The organism is Herminiimonas sp. NPDC097707 (assembly GCF_044761395.1).
Taxonomy (GTDB): domain Bacteria; phylum Pseudomonadota; class Gammaproteobacteria; order Burkholderiales; family Burkholderiaceae_D; genus Oxalicibacterium.
Genome location: NZ_JBIWCI010000001.1, coordinates 328,387 through 349,140 on the forward strand (window position 1 = coordinate 328,387; position 20,754 = coordinate 349,140).

At 52.6% G+C, this 20,754-nt stretch carries 16 protein-coding genes, 1 tRNA gene and 1 pseudogene; 9 read left to right on the forward strand and 9 right to left on the reverse strand.

Annotated features, from left to right (window positions below):
- Positions 1-64: 64 nt before the first annotated feature.
- From murI to ACIQW9_RS01560, 3 genes and pseudogenes are all read right to left on the reverse strand, one after another.
- Positions 65-919 carry a glutamate racemase gene (gene murI, locus ACIQW9_RS01550; protein ID WP_402332093.1) on the reverse strand — a complete coding sequence of 285 codons (855 nt, stop codon included), beginning with the start codon at positions 917-919 and terminating at the stop codon, positions 65-67.
- 42 nt (positions 920-961) lie between these two features.
- Positions 962-2,500, reverse strand: a complete 1,539-nt coding sequence (locus tag ACIQW9_RS01555) for a fumarate hydratase (RefSeq protein ID WP_402332094.1) — start codon at positions 2,498-2,500, stop codon at positions 962-964.
- Positions 2,501-2,571: 71 nt separating this feature from the next.
- A pseudogene (locus tag ACIQW9_RS01560) lies at positions 2,572-2,715 on the reverse strand (TIGR00645 family protein); the annotation flags it as partial.
- Between the two features lie 199 nt (positions 2,716-2,914).
- Here ACIQW9_RS01560 and acs point away from each other — a divergent pair.
- Together acs and ACIQW9_RS01570 are read left to right on the forward strand one after the other, a co-directional pair.
- Positions 2,915-4,897, forward strand: a complete 1,983-nt coding sequence (gene acs, locus ACIQW9_RS01565; protein ID WP_402332097.1) for an acetate--CoA ligase — start codon at positions 2,915-2,917, stop codon at positions 4,895-4,897.
- A gap of 165 nt (positions 4,898-5,062) precedes the next feature.
- Positions 5,063-5,153, forward strand: a tRNA-Ser gene (locus tag ACIQW9_RS01570).
- Positions 5,154-5,671: 518 nt separating this feature from the next.
- Here the strand turns inward: ACIQW9_RS01570 and ACIQW9_RS01575 are convergent.
- On the reverse strand, positions 5,672-7,183 hold the full coding sequence (locus tag ACIQW9_RS01575) for an MFS transporter (RefSeq protein ID WP_402332100.1): 1,512 nt from the start codon (positions 7,181-7,183) through the stop codon (positions 5,672-5,674).
- Positions 7,176-7,712 carry a GNAT family N-acetyltransferase gene (locus ACIQW9_RS01580; protein WP_402332103.1) on the reverse strand — a complete coding sequence of 179 codons (537 nt, stop codon included), beginning with the start codon at positions 7,710-7,712 and terminating at the stop codon, positions 7,176-7,178. The genes ACIQW9_RS01575 and ACIQW9_RS01580 overlap by 8 nt, the downstream gene beginning before the upstream one ends.
- A 103-nt stretch (positions 7,713-7,815) precedes the next feature.
- Here ACIQW9_RS01580 and ACIQW9_RS01585 point away from each other — a divergent pair, with 103 nt between their 5' ends.
- On the forward strand, positions 7,816-8,700 hold the full coding sequence (locus ACIQW9_RS01585) for a LysR family transcriptional regulator (RefSeq protein WP_402332106.1): 885 nt from the start codon (positions 7,816-7,818) through the stop codon (positions 8,698-8,700).
- Between the two features lie 185 nt (positions 8,701-8,885).
- Here the strand turns inward: ACIQW9_RS01585 and ACIQW9_RS01590 are convergent, their stop codons facing one another.
- From ACIQW9_RS01590 to ACIQW9_RS01605, 4 genes are all read right to left on the reverse strand, one after another.
- The gene (locus ACIQW9_RS01590; protein WP_402332109.1) at positions 8,886-9,104 is read right to left on the reverse strand and encodes a hypothetical protein; all 219 of its coding nucleotides are present in this window, start codon (positions 9,102-9,104) and stop codon (positions 8,886-8,888) included.
- Positions 9,105-9,236: 132 nt separating this feature from the next.
- On the reverse strand, positions 9,237-9,707 hold the full coding sequence (locus ACIQW9_RS01595; RefSeq protein WP_402332112.1) for a hypothetical protein: 471 nt from the start codon (positions 9,705-9,707) through the stop codon (positions 9,237-9,239).
- A gap of 43 nt (positions 9,708-9,750) precedes the next feature.
- Positions 9,751-10,137 carry a hypothetical protein gene (locus tag ACIQW9_RS01600; protein WP_402332114.1) on the reverse strand — a complete coding sequence of 129 codons (387 nt, stop codon included), beginning with the start codon at positions 10,135-10,137 and terminating at the stop codon, positions 9,751-9,753.
- Positions 10,138-10,232: 95 nt separating this feature from the next.
- A complete protein-coding gene (locus ACIQW9_RS01605; RefSeq protein ID WP_402332117.1) occupies positions 10,233-10,586 on the reverse strand; it encodes a hypothetical protein in 354 nt (117 codons plus the stop codon).
- A gap of 619 nt (positions 10,587-11,205) precedes the next feature.
- Here ACIQW9_RS01605 and ACIQW9_RS01610 point away from each other — a divergent pair.
- The 6 genes from ACIQW9_RS01610 (at position 11,206) to ACIQW9_RS01635 (ending at position 20,748) form a co-directional block, all read left to right on the forward strand.
- The gene (locus tag ACIQW9_RS01610) at positions 11,206-12,570 is read left to right on the forward strand and encodes a CHASE3 domain-containing protein (RefSeq protein WP_402332119.1); all 1,365 of its coding nucleotides are present in this window, start codon (positions 11,206-11,208) and stop codon (positions 12,568-12,570) included.
- Positions 12,567-13,013, forward strand: a complete 447-nt coding sequence (locus tag ACIQW9_RS01615) for a response regulator (RefSeq protein ID WP_402332122.1) — start codon at positions 12,567-12,569, stop codon at positions 13,011-13,013. The genes ACIQW9_RS01610 and ACIQW9_RS01615 overlap by 4 nt, the downstream gene beginning before the upstream one ends.
- Positions 13,014-13,036: 23 nt before the next feature.
- The gene (locus ACIQW9_RS01620; RefSeq protein WP_402332125.1) at positions 13,037-15,493 is read left to right on the forward strand and encodes an EAL domain-containing protein; all 2,457 of its coding nucleotides are present in this window, start codon (positions 13,037-13,039) and stop codon (positions 15,491-15,493) included.
- Between the two features lie 622 nt (positions 15,494-16,115).
- Positions 16,116-16,895: a ferredoxin--NADP reductase gene (locus ACIQW9_RS01625; RefSeq protein WP_402332128.1), complete on the forward strand. Its 780-nt coding sequence runs from the start codon at positions 16,116-16,118 to the stop codon at positions 16,893-16,895.
- 431 nt (positions 16,896-17,326) lie between these two features.
- Positions 17,327-18,754, forward strand: coding sequence for an efflux RND transporter periplasmic adaptor subunit (locus ACIQW9_RS01630; protein WP_402332131.1), 1,428 nt, complete (start codon positions 17,327-17,329; stop codon positions 18,752-18,754).
- Positions 18,754-20,748, forward strand: coding sequence for a MacB family efflux pump subunit (locus tag ACIQW9_RS01635; RefSeq protein ID WP_402332133.1), 1,995 nt, complete (start codon positions 18,754-18,756; stop codon positions 20,746-20,748). The genes ACIQW9_RS01630 and ACIQW9_RS01635 overlap by 1 nt, the downstream gene beginning before the upstream one ends.
- The last annotated feature ends 6 nt before the right edge of the window (positions 20,749-20,754 follow it).

Genomic DNA, 20,754 nt, shown 5'->3' on the forward strand with positions numbered 1-20,754 from the left:
AAATTCATGGGCTGCTGGCAAATCAAATAATGGGAAAGAATAAAAAAGACATTTTCGTTCCGGTTCAGGCTGTGGTTTCGGCCTTCAGCGCGGTGACTTCTGGATGTAAATCCAGCAATTTTGCGAAGGCATGTTCCAGTGCGCTTTGGCTGCCGGTCGTAAATGCCTGCAGCGAGCCCGGCATATTTTCGAATCGTTGCAGGCCGCGTTGCTGCAGCAAACGTTCAAGCTGGCGCGATACGGCTTCACCGGTATCGATGATCGTCACCGGAACAGCACTCTCGCGCAGCGCAATCGCTTCTATCAGAGGCTGAACAAAAGGGTAGTGCGTGCAACCTAGCGCCAGCGTATCGGCGCCGCCACGCAGCAATGGCGTCACGTAACGTTCCAGCATCGCAGCAGTTTCCGGCGAGGATAGTTCGCCTTTTTCAATCTGTTCGACCAGACCGACGCATGCCTGTGTCAGGAAGGTCACGCCGGTTGTCTCGGCAATCTGGTCACGCAAAGCGATGAAACGGTGGCTGGCCAGTGTACTTGCCGTTGCCAGTACACCAGCCTTGCCGCTCTTGCTGAATACTGCTGCCGGCTTCAGGCCGGGTTCTACACCCACCACGATCAAATCCGGATATTGCTGACGCAGGGCGTCAATGGCCGCAGCCGTCGCCGTGTTGCAGGCAACGACGATGGCCTTGACCTTCTGTGTTGCCAGGAAGGCGGCGACTGCCAGCGTACGTTCGATGATTTCTGCATCCGACTTGCCGCCGTACGGTGCGTAGCCAGAGTCGGCAAAGCACAGCAAATGTTCGGATGGCAGGCGTGCCTGAACGTGACGCAGCACCGACAGCGCGCCGACGCCGGAGTCGAAGATTCCTATCGGCGCTTCGGCAGCAACGGGGTCGGGAGTGACAGAGAAGCTCAAGATCGTGGCGTCGGTGCGTTGTCGAATAGACGAACGGTCGAATCAGCTTGCCGAAACTGGAATTTCGTTCAGGCGTATCTTCTCGATCTTTTCTTTCCATTCCTTCGGCCCGGTATTGTGTACCGAGGTGCCGGTGGAATCGACAGCGACGGTGACCGGCATGTCTTTCACGTCGAATTCGTAAATCGCTTCCATTCCCAGATCGGCGAAACCCACTACCTTGGCAGTCTTGATGGCTTTCGATACCAGATAGGCTGCGCCGCCCACTGCCATCAGGTAAGCCGATTGATGTTTCTTGATTGCGTCAATGGCGGTTGGGCCGCGTTCGGCTTTGCCTACCATCGAGATCAAGCCGGTTTGCGCCAGCATCATTTCGGTGAATTTATCCATGCGGGTGGCGGTAGTCGGGCCGGCCGGGCCAACGACTTCATCACGCACCGGATCGACCGGGCCGACGTAATAAATAATGCGATTGGTGAAATCGACCGGCAGTTTTTCACCTTTGGCCAGCATGTCCTGAATGCGTTTGTGCGCAGCATCGCGACCGGTCAGCATCTTGCCGTTTAGTAGCAGGGTTTGGCCCGGCTTCCATGAGGCGACTTCTTCCTTGGTCAGCGTATTCAAGTTAACGCGTTTCGACAGCTCGGTGTTCGGCATCCAGTTGACGTCCGGCCAATCGGACAGCGACGGCGGATCGAGATAAACCGGGCCGGAGCCGTCGAGCACGAAATGCGCATGACGTGTCGCCGCGCAGTTTGGAATCATCGCTACGGGTTTGGAAGCCGCATGCGTAGGATGCATCATGATCTTGACGTCGAGCACGGTGGTCAGGCCGCCCAGGCCTTGCGCGCCTATGCCGAGTGCATTGATCTTGTCGCACAGCTCGATACGCAATTCTTCGGTCTTGTTTTGCGGGCCGCGTTTTTTCAATTCATACATGTCGATGTCTTCCATCAACACCTGTTTCGCCATCAGCATCGCACGTTCTGCAGTGCCGCCGATGCCGATGCCGAGCATGCCCGGCGGACACCAGCCGGCACCCATCTGCGGCACGGTTTGCATGACCCAGTCAACCAGCGAATCGGACGGGTTGAGCATGACGAATTTCGATTTGTTTTCTGAGCCGCCGCCCTTGGCTGCGACTTGTACGTCGATCGTGTTGCCCGGCACCAGTTCCATGTGCACGACGGCGGGTGTGTTGTCCTTGGTGTTCTTGCGCTCGAAATGCGGATCGGCCACGATCGATGCACGCAGCTTGTTGTCAGGATGGTTGTAGGCCTGACGCACGCCTTCATTGACTGCATCGGCGATCGAACCGGTGAAACCTTCCAGCTTGACGCTCATGCCGATTTTCAGGAAGACATTGACGATACCGGTGTCCTGGCAAATCGGCCGTTTGCCTTCCGCACACATGCGCGAATTGGTCAGGATCTGCGCAATCGCATCCTTGGCCGCCGGGCTTTGTTCTGCTTCATATGCGCGCGCCAGATGCTGGATGTAATCCTGCGGATGGTAATAGCTGATGTATTGCAGGGCTGCGGCAACGGATTCAATCAAATCGTCTTGTTTAATGATAGTCATGGCAGTGTCGGCTGTGAGCGTTAGTGGGAGGATTGATTCAGCGGATTGCTGTTCGTCATCCTGTGATTGGCGAAGTGGAAAAGGTAGGCGCATTGCGCCAGAATCAGACCCGGATACAATGGCAGCTGCGGCCAGCGCGTCATGAAGATAAAATTGGCGAGTGCATGAATGCGTCTTTTCACTGTTGAATCGTCAATACGGGAAGATGGATTCATGAGATGCGTGGTGTAACAGATGACGAATGGAAGCCTGCATTTTACACGCGCCTGCACTTTTTGCCGCGAAGCACAATAGTGCGGCGGCAACTTTGCAGCCGGATTGCACAGTCAGATTGTGCGGCCGGATCAATGTAAGGCTTCAGTAAGCGTACAAGCATATTGTGGGTAACAAATAAAATCCATATCGGAGGGGACGATGTCCAGTATCGAGAGCTTCAAACAGGAGGGGCGGGTATTCGATCCGCCCGTAGATTTCGTCAACAATGCTGCTATCAGCGGCATGGAAGCGTATCGCGCCTTGTGCGCGGAAGCGGCCGACGATTACGAGGGCTTCTGGGCGCGCCTTGCGCAGCAGAACCTTCACTGGACCAAGCCGTTCACCAAAAAGCTGGATGAATCCAATGCGCCCTTTTATAAATGGTTTGAAGACGGTGAGCTGAACGTCTCCTGGAACTGCCTGGATCGTCACCTGACCAACGGTAATGCCGACAAGGTTGCGATCATTTTTGAAGCCGATGACGGCAAAGTCACACGTGCTACCTATAAGGAATTGTACGAACGCGTCTGCAAATTCGCCAATGGCCTTAAATCGCTGGATATCAAGAAGGGCGATCGCGTCATCATTTACATGCCGATGTCTATCGATGGCATCGCAGCAATGCAAGCCTGCGCACGTATAGGCGCGACACACTCGGTCGTGTTCGGCGGTTTTTCTGCCAAATCGCTGCATGAACGCATTATCGATGCAGGTGCAGTGGCCGTGCTGACCGCAGACTATCAGGTGCGCGGCGGCAAGAGCCTTCCCTTGAAAGCCATTGTCGATGAAGCACTGGCGATGGGTGGTTGCGACACCATCCGCAACGTTGTTGTGTATCAGCGCACAGGCGGTGACGTTAAATTTGTCAAAGGCCGCGACATCTGGTTGCACGATCTCGTTGAAAAACAGGCGAATGAATGCGAACCGGTTGCTGTCGGTGCCGAACATCCGCTGTTCATCCTCTATACTTCGGGCTCCACCGGCAAGCCGAAAGGCGTGCAACATTCGTCCGCCGGTTATCTGCTGTGGGCGATGTTGACGATGAAATGGGTATTTGACATCAAGCCGAACGATGTCTACTGGTGCACAGCCGACATTGGCTGGGTTACAGGACACACTTACGTTACCTACGGCCCGCTCGCCGTTGGCGCAACGCAGATCGTGTTTGAAGGCGTGCCGATGTACCCAAACGCAGGCCGTTTCTGGGACATGGTGCAAAAGCACAAGGTTTCTATTTTCTACACTGCACCGACCGCGATCCGTTCGCTGATCAAGGCAGCAGAAGCCGATCCATCCGTACATCCAAGCAAATACGATCTCAGCAGCCTGCGTCTGCTCGGTTCGGTCGGTGAGCCGATCAATCCGGAAGCATGGATGTGGTACTACAAAAATATCGGCGGCGAGCGTTGCCCGATTACCGATACCTTCTGGCAAACGGAAACCGGCGGCCACGTCATTTCGCCATTACCGGGTGCAACGCCCATGGTGCCGGGCTCCTGCACCTTGCCGCTGCCGGGCATTATTGCTGCGGTCGTCGATGATGGCGGCCATGATCTGCCAAATGGCAAGGGCGGCCTGCTGGTCATCAAGCGTCCATGGCCAGCGATGATCCGCAACATCTGGAACGATCCGGAGCGTTTCGAGAAAAGCTACTTTCCGCAGGAACTCGGCGGCAGAACGTATCTCGCGGGTGACGGCGCAATACGCAATGAAGAAACCGGTTACTTCACCATCACCGGCCGTATCGATGATGTGTTGAATATCTCTGGCCATCGCATGGGTACCGCCGAGATCGAATCGGCGCTGGTCGCCAATCCGATCGTGGCCGAAGCGGCCGTGGTTGGCAAACCGGATGAAACTACAGGCGAATCGATTTGCGCCTTTGTGGTTCTGAAACGTAGCCGTCCGACTGGCGACGAAGCGAAACAGATCGCCAAGGAATTGCGAGACTGGGTGGCAAAGGAAATCGGCCCGATCGCCAAGCCGAAGGAAATCCGTTTTGGCGACAATTTACCGAAGACACGCTCCGGCAAAATCATGCGTCGCCTGCTGCGCGTACTGGCCAAGGATGAAGTCATTACGCAAGATATCTCGACGCTGGAAAATCCGGCAATCCTGGAGCAGTTGAAGCAGGCACAATAAAAACTATTGGCTGGCATTCAATAGAAACGCCGTCGCAGTTACAAGCTGCGACGGCTTTTTTACGTCCTCCTGAAAAGGGCGGAGTGGAGAAACCGGCCTTTTCGGGAAAATTTTTGCTATAATCGGCGGCTTCGCTAAAAAGCAGTCCTGCGAAGATCAAATTCAGGAGAGATGGATGAGTGGTTTAAGTCGCACGCCTGGAAAGCGTGTGTAGGTTCATAGCCTACCGGGGGTTCGAATCCCCCTCTCTCCGCCAAAATACAAAAGCCCGCGCAAGCGGGCTTTTTTGTTTTTCGGTGAGAAGTAAGCCGCCTGCGCGGAGGTTTTTTCATTTGTACTAGAATTGCGTTGCGCTATTCAAAGTTGCTTTATACCGCTCCGGGTTGGTAAGTCATCCGAAGCGATCTAACAAACCTACCTGCGACCGCCAGTGTAGCGACTACCTTTTCCCTTGCTGTTGGTGCCGCCTCTTCTCGTGCTCCCTTTCCGACCCTTGACCTCAATCGGATTTATAAACGAGCTTCCTGTATTGAAAGACAGAGTTTCACGAACGGATTGCATTGCGTCGCTCAGTGGCGATGCATTTGCGCTAATTCCAGCAACACTTAACAACACGGCTGCGATTGCTAGTTTCATTGTCTCTCCCTGTTTTTATGGTTGCCAGTGGATACCGGCTTTTTCAGTCTAATATGGAACGGTTTTTTATTGCTAAAAACTAAGCATTTCATCGTAACGGTGCAACAAACTCCGACTTTTTTCTATACCCGCGGTCAGTTAATCGGCGTTACGGTTGCTCCACCAAACGATTCCTGCAGTGACAAGCAACAACAATGTGGCTGTCGCCATGACGGCTACGAATGCAAGGTCGAATGAAGTGCGCGCAGCATCGCCGACAATTTTCGCTATGTTCGGTGCCAAGTCTTGGCCCACGATGAGAGCCTCATCAAGACTGTCCCACGTGGTGTCTGGGAGCGTCATGCCACTGGGTAATGCAAGTGTGCTTGCATACACCAAGGACAGAATGCTGCCCATGAGGGTGACTCCGACGACGCTACCCAGTTCGTAGGAAACTTCCTCGATGGACGCGGCCATGCCGGCGCGATCAGCCGGGGCGCTTTGCATAATTGTGCTGGATGCTGCCGTCATTGCAGCACCGATTCCTGCCCCGAGCACGATCAAGCATGCGATCTGTATGCCAGTCGCTGCGTTATGCAGAAACAGATATGCACCCATGCCCAGTCCGGCTATTAACAATGAGATAGACAATACAAAAGCACTACCCAGGCGCGGTAATACGCGCCCTGTGAGCGGGCCGGCGGCAAAGGCGGCAAGCGATAGCGGGAGTATGAAAATACCGGCCTGCAGCGGTGACATGTCGAGAACCAATTGCAAGCGCTGGGTAAATACCAGTTCCATGCCCAGGAGCGCTGCACCGGCGATGATAGCTGCGCCTACAGATGATGAAAAAATCGTATTTCTGAACAGAGAAAAGTCGATGAGCGGATGCAGACTACGCTGCTGGCGTCGCACAAAAATAGCGAGAAAGACGATACCTATCAGTAATGCAAAAATAGCGATTCCCCAGGAAGGTTCGCGTTTGCCGACTTCCTTGAGGGCATACGTGACGCCGACCAGGCCGGCCATGATTTGCAATGAGCCTGCAAAATCCCAGGGGCGAGTCTTGTTTGCCTGCCCTTTCGGTATGTAGATCCACGCCAACGGTATTGCTAGCAGCACGATAGGTACGTTGATGAGGAATACAGAACCCCACCAGAAATATTCCAGCAGAAGCCCGCCGACGACAGGTCCCAGCGCTGCACCGCCAAATGCGACTGCCGCCCAAATACCAATGGCGATTGAACGTTCGTTCTCATCTGTAAAGGTTAAGCGAATGATGGATAGCGTGGCCGGCATCATCATGGCTGCGCCAACAGCCAGTAGCGCGCGTGAGGCAATCAGTGCACCGGATGTGGGCGAATATGCGGCGCACAAGGAGGCGATGCAGAAGAGCACAAGCCCGGCAATAAACAGGGATTTGTGTCCGAGCCGGTCGCCCAGCGTGCCCATGCCCAGCAGCAGTCCAGAGACGATCAAGGCATAAATATTGACGATCCACAGCTTGGCAGAAGCCGATGCTGTCAGATCAGAAGTCAGGCGTGGCAGTGCGGTATACAGCACCGTCATATCGACAACGATCAGCAGTAGCGCGATGGAGACGATGGCCAGTACAAGCCAGCGGCTGGACGAAGGCAGGGCGGGAGTTGGTGTGAAGATGTGCTTATTCATTACCAAGCTCCTTCATCATCACGACGGATACGGTTTGAAAGCTATGCGCCTTGAAAAAACGATGCGCATCGTGATTCGCCTCACCGCTTTCAAGAAACAGGCGTTTGATGCCGCGGGCCAGCATTTGCTGTTCTACCCATTCGATCAATTGATGACCTAAACCTGCACCGCGATAGTCCGGATGCACGATGACATCGTCTAGTGATGCATAAGGAATGGCGGCATCTTGGTTTCCGATGGAGACAAGCGCCATCCCGGCGATCACACCGTCGATGTCTGCAACTGCGATCAAGCTATCTGCGCTTGATGGGTCTTGTGAGAGGGTTGTTTGGAATTCTTCACGCAAGGTGGCCGCCAGATCGCTGCGCCAGCGCGTAGTAGTTTCTGCTCGTGGTCCTTGCAGCTCAGAGTGCGAAATGTATTCTGTGCGCGCATTCATCACGAAGAGCTGGGTAAGCGCTTCGTTTTTTGCGACGTCTGTACACCAGCTTATGGTGACAATTTTTGGAGAAATGGATTTTTGATTCATGACTAATGCGGCTCTTAAAGGAGCCGATTTGTTGTGTAACGGTGACTATAATCCATCAATATTTGGTTTGGACAAAGTTAAATACTATCTATAAAGTAGATGGATGGAATGGACTATTGATCGCATGAAACAATTTGTCGCGACCGCAGAGGCAGGCTCTATCTCTGCGGCTGCGCGTCGTTTGGGCAAGGCGCAATCTGCTGTCAGTACGGCGATAGGCTTGCTGGAGGCAGATCTGGGTTTCGAGTTGTTTGATCGATCCCGGCGCAATGTGCAACTGACGCCGGCCGGCGAAGTAATGCTGCTGGAAGCGCGCGAGTTATTGCGCCAGGCCGAGGGGTTGGACCAGCGTGCCTTATCATTCGCGGCAGGGCAGCAGGCCAAACTGTCATTGGCATTGGATGAGGCTTTGCCTTATCTGGCTGTGGGTGCGCTGGTAAAAGAACTATCCGAACATTTCCCATCGCTTGAGTTAACTTTGCTGAACGGAACCGCAACCGAGGTCGCCGAGTATGTGGAAAAGCAGCGGGCAAGTGTGGCCTTTCATTTCGACCGGGGACCAAGCTCACTATCGTTTGCGCAAAAACATATTGGCAGTGTGTCGCAGGGGATCTTTGTTGGGCGTGGGCATCCGCTCACAAAAATCAAAAAAATCACGCAGAGAGATCTCGCCAAGCATCGTCAGCTTTTGATGCACATGGACGATTTTGCCGATCCGGCATTGAGTCCATCCGTTTGGCGTTCAGATAGTTTTTACAGTATTGCCGCCATGGTGGCAGATGGAATTGGCTGGGCAATACTTCCGCTGAATATTGCCGAGTACGAAGAATATCGATTGCAATTACAGGAGCTGCCTTGTGAGGAGTTTACACTGCCAGTATTGTCGGTTCGTATGCTCTGGTTACAAGGACATCAACCTGATGCAACGACACAATGGGTGCAAAAACGTTTGGCAGAATTGCTGCACACTATCCCTTTAAGTTTGTGAAGCCAGTATGTACCAACGGTGCTGATAGCGGTAGCGGCTGAAGATCCGATTCAGTCAAACAAGAAGAGTAAAGCGGCAGCAATACCGATGAAAATACGAACAGACAGAGCACAATAAAAAACCGCGCCTGCTTAAAAAAGGGCGCGGTTTTTTTTGACTTCCCAATGGCAGTTGGATTGTTTTCGTCAAGCGGCTTTATAAAGGTCGCTGGAATCGCTCAGTTTGAAAGTGCCATTGCTTTGCTTTACTGCGGTGCGATCGGTATCTTTAACGCGATAGCCGTTGAAGTCACGCGGCAGATGGGTAAAGCCGTAGTCGAGATAGGTGATTCCTGGCACCAGATGTTGCAGAGTAAGGGCTTTTCCAGCAGCGTTCTTGACAGTGATTACTTCTGTAATTTTCATGAAATCTCCTGGCAGTTATTCAGGACTTTGCAGTAATGCTAGGCCTGATGCGTAGACTACTTATACCATCGCTTGTGATACTCGGTTTGCCAATGGCTTGTTTCTGCAGGTTACGACATCGTCGATGAAAATTTAACGACCGTAATAATTGCTGGAACGGTCTCCTTTGTTATCGGGTGTCTTGTCTCCATCGCGGAATTTGTCGTCTGACTGGTTCTGGCGATTGGGGCCGGTATTCCAGTTGCGATTAGAGTCAGTGCGATTCGGTTTGCCATCTCTATCCCGGCCTTGCTCTTTGCGATCCGGGACGCCGTTGCGGTTTCTATCCTGTTCACGCTGATCGGGAATGCCATTGCGATTGCGATCGATTTCACGATTGTCCGGTATGCCATTTCGATTACGGTCGATTTCCCTGTTATCTGGTATGCCGTTCCGATTTCGATCGTAATTAGGATAGTTAGGGTAATACGGCACTTCTTCGCGATACCAGGTCGCGCCGCCGTAGGAACTGCCGTATGTGCGCTGCTCGGCGTAATAGCCGTCATCTACAGCACATGCGGTGACCGACGCTGTTGCCAGGATGAGTGTTATCCAATTTTTCATTTTATTTTCCTTGGCCGATGGTGCGGGGAAATGCCATGAACAATCAATGCAGCTTGCTCTGTGCGATCTTCAATTCCTGGAATTGTTTGACGGTTTCCAGTATCTGCGCGAGCTCTTTCTCTGCTTCCGACTGAATCAGTTCCTTTTCGTCGATATTGAGCTGGTTATCGATGACAACCATTTCGACGCGGAAGATGTGCGGGTATTTATTCGTTATCGCCTGGAGGAGTACATCCAGTTTTTTCCGGCCCCATGCTTCCTTGATGCGTGCAGCCAGAAATAATCTGAGGATGGTGAGGCTATTGTCTTCGCTGAGTTCCTGAATCGCGAGTGCTTCACGGCGCAGCCATTCAGGAAATTGATCGGCACTGACAAAGCTCGGTACGGTTAAAACAGAAACGTGAAATTGTACGTTCAGGTTGTCCATCATTTTCCCCTTTCACTCGTCGTTGGCGATTCTGTGGAGCGGACTATGGCTTCAGTTTATACGCGCGAATGGAATTTGGGGAGGGTACTTACATCCTTTTACTTGACGAGTACGGCAGAGAGTTTTTCCATTACGCGCGTGACATCTTCTTCGCTGGCAAAACCGATGCGCGGCCAGTTTTGAACCTTGTTGGTTTCGGTTGGCTTGCCGGTCAGATACCTGCATTCATCCAGCAAGCTGGTCAGCGCGGCAGGTGTGATGCGATAGGCGGAGGCGAGTGGATGCACGTTAAATGCGATTTCGGCATCGTTGCCGGGCGCCAGTTCAGTGTGATAAATCGTGATGGTGCCGTTACGCAGGAAGCGGGCTCCGCTTTTATTGACGAGTGGGCGCGGTGTGCCGAAGAGGTTTTTCAATGCGGTGAGTGCTTGGTTATATACGGCGTTTTCCATCTTGCATCCATTCATGTGTTTTGAAACTGCTGATGACGATATTGTAGCGCTCGCACGGTATTCCAATTGTGCTGTTTCAGTTTTTACCTTTGTCGGCCATCAAGCTTGCGTATGCGCGCAATATAAAGCGATGGTATGGACGATTGGACAGAATTAATCGCGGGCTTGAGAGATTTTCCCCATATGTTGATATTAAATAAACATCTTGAGAAATGTTCGAGACAAATCCAGTGCAGTGCAATTTTGCCATGTTGATGGAATATTATTTTGTGCGGCGATAAGAGAATTTTCCCCTATTTATATGGGAAAAACTGATGCATTTGGCATTCCCAGTACTGTGCATCCCCTCTATGAATGTAAAGGAAAAATGCATATATTTTTCATGACACATTGTTTTGCAATTAGATATCACTGCGATTAACTTTTTTGCACTAGAATCATTTAAAAAGTAGCCGTGCGGCAAGTTGGACTTGCCGCAATGATGCCAATAAAAAAGTATTCTATTTTGCAGTATTTCATTTCCTGAAAATATGCCTGATTGATGAACGTACGTTTACGTTTCTCAGGCAAAAATAAACAGGGACGCATGGAAATGTCTGATGAAACTCGATCGAGGCACATGATCAAGCAGGAATGGTTGACGAAGGTTGGGCTTAGCCTGGCCTTGCTTTTGCTCGTGCTGATTTCTATCGTGACTTTTAATAGTGTCGACCAGTTTGCCAATAGTTCGCGCTTGGTTGAGCATACGCATTTCGTCATCAAGCAAATTGATCAAGTTGTCTCTGACCTGAAGGATGCCGAATCCACGCAACGTGGATATCTGATTACCGGTGACAGAATTTTTCTGAAGACGCATTACGACATCCTTGCCCAGATCCCCAGTCAAATTGCCACTTTGCGAGGGCTGACCTATGACAATCCTGCACAGCGAAAATCGATTAATGTATTTGAAGCCTTGATCGATCAAAAAATAGGCGTCATGCGTTCGGGGATTAATGCTCTGGAGGAGAGGAACGCATTTCATAGTGATGAAATCGCAGCATTGGTGGGCGGTGAGGGCCGACTGGTGATGGATCAGTTAAGAGAGCAGAGCGCTCTCATGATCATGGTGGAAGAAAAGTTGTTGCTGCAGCGTGCGCAACAGGTTGAGGCCAAGGCGAGATCGACCAAATTGTGGATTCTATTCGGTAATCTGCTGGCGATTGTGTTGCTGCTTTCCGCCTTATGGCTGATTCTGTGGGAGATAAAACATCGGAGGACCGTGCAACGCAAGGTAGAAAAAAATGCAGCGCAACTGGAATTGACGAATAAAGAGCTGGAGAGCTTCAGCTATTCGGTTTCGCATGATCTGCGCTCTCCGTTACGTGCGATCGATGGTTACTCTCGCATGTTTGAAGAAGATTTCGCCGATCGTCTTGACGATGAAGGACGCCGTTTGCTGTCAGTGATTCGTGTCAGCAGCAAGAAGATGGGGCAGTTGATTGATGACTTGCTGGCCTTCTCGCGCATGGGGCGCAAGCCGGTCGACAGTGCGAAGGTCGATATGAACGCTTTGGTTGATGAAGTATGGACGGAAGTGTGTGCCAGTTCCAAGACTGTATTGCCTTTGAAGAAGGCGAACTTGCCGGCGGCATGGGGCGATCAGGCCTTGTTGCGACAGGTATGGATGAATCTGCTGGCGAATGCAGTCAAGTACAGCAGTAAAAAAGAAGAACAGATTATCGAGATCACGGCAAAACAGAGCGAACACGAAGTAGTGTACACAGTGCACGATAACGGCGTGGGTTTTGATATGCGCTTCTATAACAAATTGTTTGGTGTTTTTCAACGCTTGCATACCGAAAATGAATTCCCGGGCACGGGTGTCGGTCTGGCGATTGCACAGCGTGTGATTGTGCGACACGGCGGACGCATCTGGGCCGAGAGCAAACCGGATGAATATACGATTTTCAATTTCAGCTTACCTAAAGAGGCCGCCGCATGAATGAAGATATGCAACCAGTTCATATTCTTCTTGCTGAGGACACAGCGACTGATGCGGAGATGACCTTGCGCGCGCTCAAGAAGGTCGGCCTCGTCAACAACATTACATGGGTCAAGGATGGGCAGGAGGCGCTGGACTATATTTTTCGCAAGGGCGAATTTGCCAGTCGCGTTAACGGCGATCCAACATTGATCATGCTCGATCTGAAAATGCCGAGGGTCAATGGACTGGAAGTGCTCAAGACGATCAAGACAACGGATGCGACCAGGATTATTCCAGTCATCATGCTGACCTCCAGTGCAGAAGAACCGGATATCGTGCGCTGTTACGAGCACGGAGTGAATAGCTACATCGTCAAACCGGTTGAGTCGGACAAGTTTTTTGAAGAAGTTTCCAAAGCTGGCTTCTATTGGGCCATCTTGAATAGAATTCCTGCAAGATAAAAGTGGAAGTCGAGGGCCGGGCCATGATCAAAATCCTGATGGTCGAAGATACGCCTACCGATGCGGAACTTGCGTCGCGTGAGTTGAAGCGTAGCGGTATTCTGCACCAGGCAAGACGGGTGGAAACCGAGCAGGAGTTGCGACATGAGCTCGCAGACTTCAAGCCGGACGTCGTGTTGTCGGATTTTTCCATGCCGCATTTTGATGGATTGTCTGCGCTCAAGGTTGTGCGACAGGCGTTGCCGGATACGCCGTTCATTTTTGTCTCAGGCAGGATAGGCGAGGAACTAGCGATCGAATCCCTGAAGCTCGGGGCGAACGATTACGTGATCAAGACAAATCTGTCACGTTTGCCGAGCGCGGTCACCCGCGCGATGGAGCATGTGGAACAAAGAGATGCGCGACGTCGCATTGAAACGGAACTGCTGGAAAGCAATCTGATGTTTCGCACCTTCATGGAGAATCTTCCTGGCGCGGCCTTCATCAAGGACAAGGATGGTCGCTATCTGTACAGCAATCACGGTTTGGACAAGGCATTCAATGTTGAAAAGGGTTATTCCATCGGCAAGCTGGATACCGAATTGGTTCCGCTTGAAGTGGCCTACAAGTTGCGCGAAATGGAAACTAGGGTTCTGAACGCAGGTACGTCTTTGCAGGAACTGGAAGTCATGTCGATGCCGTCCGGTGCGAGTTACTGGTTGTCGACGAAATTTCCTTTGCTTGGCGAAAACAGCGACTCGCGGCACGTCGGCGGCATTGCGATCGATATCACCGAGCACATGAAGGTTGAGCAGGATCTGTTGTTGCGCACACGCGCCATCGAGGCGTGCGTCAATCCTATCGTGATCGTGGATACCGCAACGCCGGGCATGCCGCTGATTTATGTCAATGGCGCGTTTGAAACCATCACCGGTTATTCCAGCGAGGAGGCGATAGGGCGCAATTGCAAATTCCTGCAGGGCATGGATACCGATCAGCCTGAGCTGGGGAAATTACGTGCGGCTATACGCGAACAACGCCCTGCTTCGGTCTTGCTGCGCAACTACCACAAGGATGGCAGCATGTTCCTCAACGAGTTGTATATCGCACCGGTCAGCGATACCTCAGGCGGCGCAGTGGGCCATTTTGTCGGCGTGTTGTATGACGTGACCCAGATAAAGCGCTATCAGGAAGATCTGGAGCATCAGGCCAATTACGATACGCTGACAGGACTTGCCAATCGCAATCTACTCAATGAACGGACGCAGCAGGCGCTGCTCCAGGCACGCCGTCACGATCATTTTCTCAGCCTGGTTTTCATCGACCTTGATAATTTCAAACTGGTCAATGACAGCATGGGGCATGGCGCAGGCGATGAGTTGATCGCCAATGTGGGTTCGCGTTTGCAAACCTGTGTGCGTGACGGTGATACCGTTGCCCGTATCGGCGGTGACGAGTTTGTGCTGTTGCTGACGAATCAGAGTGTGAGTGACAGTAATGCAAGCGTCATGCAGCGTATCCAGACGGAACTGGTCAAGCCGATGTTGATACGCGGGCAGGAAATTGTCGTGACCTGCAGCATGGGTGTGGCCCGTTTCCCCGAAGATGGTGAAGATTCGGAGTCGTTGCTGGCCAATGCCGATACGGCCATGTATAGAGCCAAATCGAGCGGGCGCAATAATTTCCAGTTCTACACTAAAGAGATGAATGCGACTTCGGGCGAGCGCCTCTCGCTGGAAAGCGATTTGTGGCATGCGTTGAAGAATGGCGAATTATTTCTGCTCTATCAGCCGCAAATTGATTTGCGTGATGGCGCCGTCATAGGAATGGAAGCGCTGATCCGTTGGCAGCATCCGAAGCGCGGACTGATTTCGCCGATGGATTTCATCCCGATGGCGGAATGTAATGGTTTGATCATACCGATCGGAATATGGGTGCTGGAGACGGCTTGCAAGCATAATCTGCAATTGCAGAAGGAGGGATTGCCGCCGATACGCGTGGCAATCAATTTGTCTGCCCGTCAACTGAGCGACAAGAATTTCGTCGAGAGCGTGCAAAGCGTGATCGAAGCGACCGGCCTCGATCCGCATTATCTGGAACTCGAAGTGACCGAAAGCATGGTGATGCACAACATTGAGGATGTCGTGGTCACGCTGAATGATTTGAACAAGATGGGGATTCAATTGTCGCTGGATGATTTTGGCACCGGATTTTCCAGTCTGGCCTATCTGAAGCGCTTCCCTATCGATCGCCTCAAGATTGATCAATCCTTCATTTTCAATTGCAACAGCGATCCCGGCGACGCGATCATTGCACAAACCATCATTGCATTGGCGCACGGACTGAAGATCAAGGTGATTGCTGAAGGAGTGGAAAAATCCGAGCATCTCAGCTTCCTGAAGGAGAATGGTTGCGATGAAGGGCAGGGTTATTTCATCAGCAGGCCGTTGACGTTCGATGATTTGCGCGCGTTTCTGGTGACAGGGAATAATCTTCACTGATATTTCGACACTTGCCTGAGGGCGATCCTCGTAACCCGAATAAAATATCGCCTTGTAAAACAGGCGTTTCTTGAAAGCCGGCATATGCCGGCTTTTTGTTTTATTTATATAGGAGAAATTATTTGATTTACCTCAAATACATGCGGCGGGAACAGACGATAGAATCGTAGGCGTTTCTTTAACCCGGAATTTTTTGCAGGTCTATCGGGCGGATGCTCAGGCAGAGTCAGGGCTCCTGCCAGAAATCGAGCGCCGCATGTTCATCAGGTCAAGCGCATCAGTTGAAGGTGCGGTGTCGCTTAAACGATCTGGTTATAAGCAAATGAAAATTTCGTCATTATCGAAGTGCGCTGTGGGGAGTATCCTTGCAGGCAGTAGTTGCCGAGGTTTAAGGGATTCATTTATAATGAGAATAATTCTCAAGTAGTTCCTTGCATACGCTGACGAAACATCTCCTTGCGGATATCAGGCCGATTGTCTGATATCAACGACAGTGAAGTCCCGACTGGTAAAATACGCGCTTCTTTCCTTTCGGAAACTGGGCATTACACGCGGCATGCGTACGTGGTTTGCCTGCTTGTCCGTCATCACGGCAATTTGATATTTAGGATGTATTGATTTTATGGCTGCATTTGAAACTGTCCGCATACTGAGTGTTCATCACTGGAACGACACGCTGTTTTCTTTTACGACTACCCGCGAACCGAGCTTTCGCTTTGAAAGCGGCCACTTCGTCATGATAGGTTTGCCTATCGATGGAAAAAATGTGTTGCGCGCATACAGTATTGCCAGCCCATCGTGGGAAGAGCATCTGGAATTTCTGTCGATCAAGGTGAAGGAAGGTGCGTTGACCAAGCACCTGCAGAACATGAAAGTGGGCGACGAACTGCTGGTCGGTCGCAAGCCAACCGGCACGCTGGTGATCTCTGATCTGTTGCCGGCCAAACGCCTGTTCCTGTTCGGCAGCGGCACCGGCCTCGCGCCTTTCATGAGCATTATCCGTGACCCGGATACCTACGAGCGTTTCGATCAAGTCGTTCTGGTGCACGGTGTGCGCCTGGTCAGCGAACTGGCATACCGTGAATACATCGGCAAGGAATTACTGGAGATCGAAGGTCTGGGCGAAGAGATCGCAGCCAAATTGCTGTATTACCCAACCGTGACACGCGAGCCCTTCATGTATGAAGGACGCATCACGACGGCGATTGAAACCGGAAAAATGTGTAACGACCTCGGCATTCCCCCGCTGGATCCGTTGACTGATCGCGCGATGATTTGCGGCAGCCCTGACATGTTGAAAGACACCGCTGCGCGACTCGACCATCTGGGTTTCGAAGTGTCTGCCGGTATCGGCCAGCCTGGCGATTACGTCATTGAGCGCGCGTTTGTGGATCGCGGCTGATCGAGCAGATTCAAAAACAGAGATATTGCTGTCGCGTGTGTCGCGACGGAGTTGAATCTAAAAATGGCGCCGATGCTTGCCTGAACATCGGCGCCATTTTTTTATCCGGCTGAAGACATGCGCGGATATTGCACATTGCGCACTGTCAGTGCCGGGGGAAATATCTTCTTCACAATTCTTTACCTCCCGGAAGCAGGGATTCTCTTGATAAACATGGGTGGACTCGTTTATCGTTATCACCTGCCAAGCGTTAGACTGACGTCGCCAGCCATTCCGCCACTCCATCAGGATAGCCAGCCAGTCAACTTGAGATATGCATGAATCATCGGCGCTTGAAGTGCTCGTCTTGCATGTCGTTACTGATGATGTGATCGTGCTGCGATCCCATATGCCTGATTGAATAACAACCCACATTCTGAATGTCCTTGCCCATGAAGTTTTCCTCATCCTTCCTCTCTACCTTGCGTCAACGCGCTTTGCCTCGCTATACGCTGCTGGCCTTGCTGATGGTGCTGCTGGCCGTTGGCGCTTATTGGGGATGGCATAAGTTCTATGCGAAGAAAGATCCACGCGAAATTTATCAGGTGGCTGAAGTGCAGCGCGGCGATATTCAGGATCTGGTGACAGCGACCGGCACCGTGCAGCCGCTCGAATACGTGGATGTGGGTGCGCAGGTATCAGGGCAGTTGAAGAAGTTGCACATCGAGGTCGGTTCCGTGGTGAAAGAGGGTGATATTCTGGCCGAGATCGATCCGACGGTGTTCCGTGCAACGGTGGATGCAAGGCGCGCAGGTTTGCGTAATCAACAGGCAACCATGAAGGAACGGGAATCGGCATTGGCATTGGCCAACTTGCAATACACGCGGCAGAAAAATCTGATGGCAGCCGATGCCACCACTGCGGAAACGCTGCAAATTGCAGAAGCGACGCTACGCGCTGCCAAGGCGCAGATCGATGCACTGCAAGCACAGATCGAACAGACGCAATCGACTTTGCGTGCCGATGAGGCCAATCTCAATTACGCAAAAATTTACGCGCCGATGACGGGGACGGTGGTTTCTCTGACAGCACGTCAGGGCCAGACATTGAATGCCAATCAAAATGCACCGACTATTTTGCGGATTGCCGATCTGTCGACAATGACGGTGCAGACGCAAGTGTCGGAAGCGGAAATCGGCAAATTGAGCAAGAACATGGAAGTGTATTTCACTACGTTGGGGAGCCAGGGGCGTCGCTGGTATGGCGCCTTGCGCAAGATCGAACCTACGCCTACCGTGACCAATAATGTGGTGCTGTACAACGCATTGTTTGATGTTCCGAACAATAATCAGGCCTTGATGCCGAACATGACGACGCAAGTCTTTTTTATTGCGGCGACCGCGAAAGATGTACTCCTGGTGCCGACCGCTGCTGTGACTACTACGCGCGGTTCGGGCAGTGCTGGCGGCAAGCGTGAACGTGGCGATAGTGCCGGCAAGTCAGCGGGTGAAAAGCCGGCCGCAAGCGATAATCGCAAAGCCAAGGCAGAGAGCGCAAAGCCTGCTGCCACAGACAAAAGTGATCCGCCCGTTGCCACCTCAAGTATGGGCAGCCCGCCGGACAATTCAGCAGCTTCCACTAGCGGTTTTGCCGAACAAAGTACAACGCGCACACCACGTAGCGGCACGGTGAAAGTCATCGATAAAGATGGAAAAGTTGAACAACGCAAGGTGGAGCTGGGCGTCAGCAATCGCGTGCAGATGCAAGTGGCAAGCGGCTTGTCCGAGGGCGATACCGTCATCATCGGCATCAAACTGCCGCCATCCGCCAAGCGCACGCAGGCAGGCGGCATGCCGCCCGGTGCGACACGGGGTCGTTAATGAACAAGGAGATCGATCTGGCCACCGTGACCGTCGTGCAAGCCGGTGAACGCGATGCCGCCGAGATACCGTTGATCGAGCTGCGCGGCGTGACCAAGACCTATCGTAACGGCGGGCTTGAAGTCGAAGTGCTGCATGGCATCGACCTGAAAATCTATGAGGGCGAGTTTGTCGCCATCATGGGTGCATCGGGTTCGGGTAAATCCACGCTGATGAATATTCTCGGTTGTCTGGATAGGCCGACTACCGGCAGCTATTACTTCATGGGACGGGATGTTTCCGACTTCGGACGGGATGAGCGTGCATTGTTGCGACGTGACGATTTCGGCTTTGTGTTTCAAAGTTATAACCTGATCGCTTCGGCCAGTGCAGCTGAGAACGTTGAAGTGCCGGCGATGTATTCGGGTCTGCCGCCAGCCGAACGTCATGCACGCGCACAGGCATTGCTGACGGAGTTGGGGCTGGCTGACCGCTCACATCACCGGCCCAATCAATTGTCCGGCGGGCAGCAGCAGCGCGTCTCTATTTCACGCGCATTGATGAATGGCGGACGGATTATTCTGGCTGATGAGCCGACCGGTGCGCTGGATAGCAAGAGCGGCCAGGATGTGATGAAACTGCTGGCAGATCTGTCGTCGCGCGGTCATACGGTTCTGCTGATTACGCATGCCAAGGAAGTCGCCGATCACGCGCAACGTTTGATCGAAATCAAGGACGGTCACATTCTGTCCGATCCCGGCCCGGCCCATCCATCGCCGACGCAAACGGATTTTGTCCGCCCTGTGGTGGCCGGGATAGGTTCGCGGCTGACCGATATGCTGGAAGCAGCAAAGATGGCGCTGCGCTCATTGCGTGCGAATTTTTTCCGTTCGGTGCTGACCTTGCTCGGTATCGTGATCGGCGTTGCATCGGTGATCGCGATGCTGGCGATCGGTGATGGTGCCAAGGCGGAAGTCGTGGAGCGTATCAGCGCCATGGGTTCCAATCTGCTGCTGGTGCGGCCGGGTGCGCCGAATCAACGTGGTTTCAACAGCACGGCGACACTGGTGGTCGATGACGTCAAAGCCATAGATGAACTGCCGAACGTGCTGGCTGCGGTGCCCGAGCAAAGCAGCAGCGTCACGCTGCGTTTCGGCACCTCGGATACCTCTACCAGTGTGACCGGTACTTCGGCAAAATTCCCGCTCGCGCGGCAATGGCCGGTAGCGCAGGGCACGTTCTTCAGTGAGGATGACGAAACGAATTATGCTGCTGTCGCAGTGTTGGGAAAAACCACGGCGACGGCCTTGTTTGGCGACAGTAGCCCGATCGGCGAATTCGTACTGATCAACAATCTGCTGTTTCAGGTGGTCGGCATCATGTCGGAGCGCGGTGCGTCACCGATGGGCTCGGATCAGGACGATGTGGTGTTCGTACCGTATTCGACCAGCAGCCTGCGTTTGTCGGGGCAGCGTTATTTACGCAATGTCACCGTGGCGGTGGAAGATGTTGATCGCATCGACGATACGCAGGAAGCAGTCGACAAACTGCTGCTGGAACGTCACGGTACGGTCGATTACCAGATTCGCAATATGGCCTCCATCATGGAAGCGATGGAGCAGACGCAAAATACACTGACGATTCTGCTTGGTTCGATTGCAGCTATTTCATTGCTGGTTGGCGGTATCGGCGTGATGAACATCATGCTGGTATCGGTCACTGAGCGGACGCGCGAGATTGGCATACGCATGGCGACCGGTGCACGCGAGAGCAATATCATGCAGCAGTTCCTGATTGAGGCGGTGGTGGTGTCGGCGATAGGCGGTGCCATCGGCGTCATCTTTGGTTTGGCAACCGCAGCCGTGATTGACGCCTTCGGCACTCCTATTAAATATTCAGCAGCGCCTGTCTTGCTCGCATTCGGTTGCGCTTTCATGACGGGTTTGGTGTTCGGTTACTTGCCGGCTAAAAAGGCAGCACAACTCGATCCTGTGGTCGCGTTGTCAGCAGAATGAAATGAA

Excerpts from the sequence above, each read along its gene's own strand:
- ACIQW9_RS01620 (WP_402332125.1), top strand. The coding sequence starts at position 13,037 with ATGATCAAAATCCTGATGGTCGAAGATACGCCTACCGATGCGGAACTT.
- ACIQW9_RS01625 (WP_402332128.1), top strand. The coding sequence starts at position 16,116 with ATGGCTGCATTTGAAACTGTCCGCATACTGAGTGTTCATCACTGGAAC.
- ACIQW9_RS01630 (WP_402332131.1), top strand. The coding sequence starts at position 17,327 with ATGAAGTTTTCCTCATCCTTCCTCTCTACCTTGCGTCAACGCGCTTTG.
- ACIQW9_RS01585 (WP_402332106.1), top strand. The coding sequence starts at position 7,816 with ATGGAATGGACTATTGATCGCATGAAACAATTTGTCGCGACCGCAGAG.
- ACIQW9_RS01590 (WP_402332109.1), bottom strand. The coding sequence starts at position 9,104 with ATGAAAATTACAGAAGTAATCACTGTCAAGAACGCTGCTGGAAAAGCC.
- ACIQW9_RS01615 (WP_402332122.1), top strand. The coding sequence starts at position 12,567 with ATGAATGAAGATATGCAACCAGTTCATATTCTTCTTGCTGAGGACACA.
- ACIQW9_RS01555 (WP_402332094.1), bottom strand. The coding sequence starts at position 2,500 with ATGACTATCATTAAACAAGACGATTTGATTGAATCCGTTGCCGCAGCC.
- ACIQW9_RS01610 (WP_402332119.1), top strand. The coding sequence starts at position 11,206 with ATGATCAAGCAGGAATGGTTGACGAAGGTTGGGCTTAGCCTGGCCTTG.
- ACIQW9_RS01580 (WP_402332103.1), bottom strand. The coding sequence starts at position 7,712 with ATGAATCAAAAATCCATTTCTCCAAAAATTGTCACCATAAGCTGGTGT.
- ACIQW9_RS01595 (WP_402332112.1), bottom strand. The coding sequence starts at position 9,707 with ATGAAAAATTGGATAACACTCATCCTGGCAACAGCGTCGGTCACCGCA.
- ACIQW9_RS01605 (WP_402332117.1), bottom strand. The coding sequence starts at position 10,586 with ATGGAAAACGCCGTATATAACCAAGCACTCACCGCATTGAAAAACCTC.
- ACIQW9_RS01600 (WP_402332114.1), bottom strand. The coding sequence starts at position 10,137 with ATGATGGACAACCTGAACGTACAATTTCACGTTTCTGTTTTAACCGTA.
- acs (WP_402332097.1), top strand. The coding sequence starts at position 2,915 with ATGTCCAGTATCGAGAGCTTCAAACAGGAGGGGCGGGTATTCGATCCG.
- ACIQW9_RS01635 (WP_402332133.1), top strand. The coding sequence starts at position 18,754 with ATGAACAAGGAGATCGATCTGGCCACCGTGACCGTCGTGCAAGCCGGT.
- ACIQW9_RS01575 (WP_402332100.1), bottom strand. The coding sequence starts at position 7,183 with ATGAATAAGCACATCTTCACACCAACTCCCGCCCTGCCTTCGTCCAGC.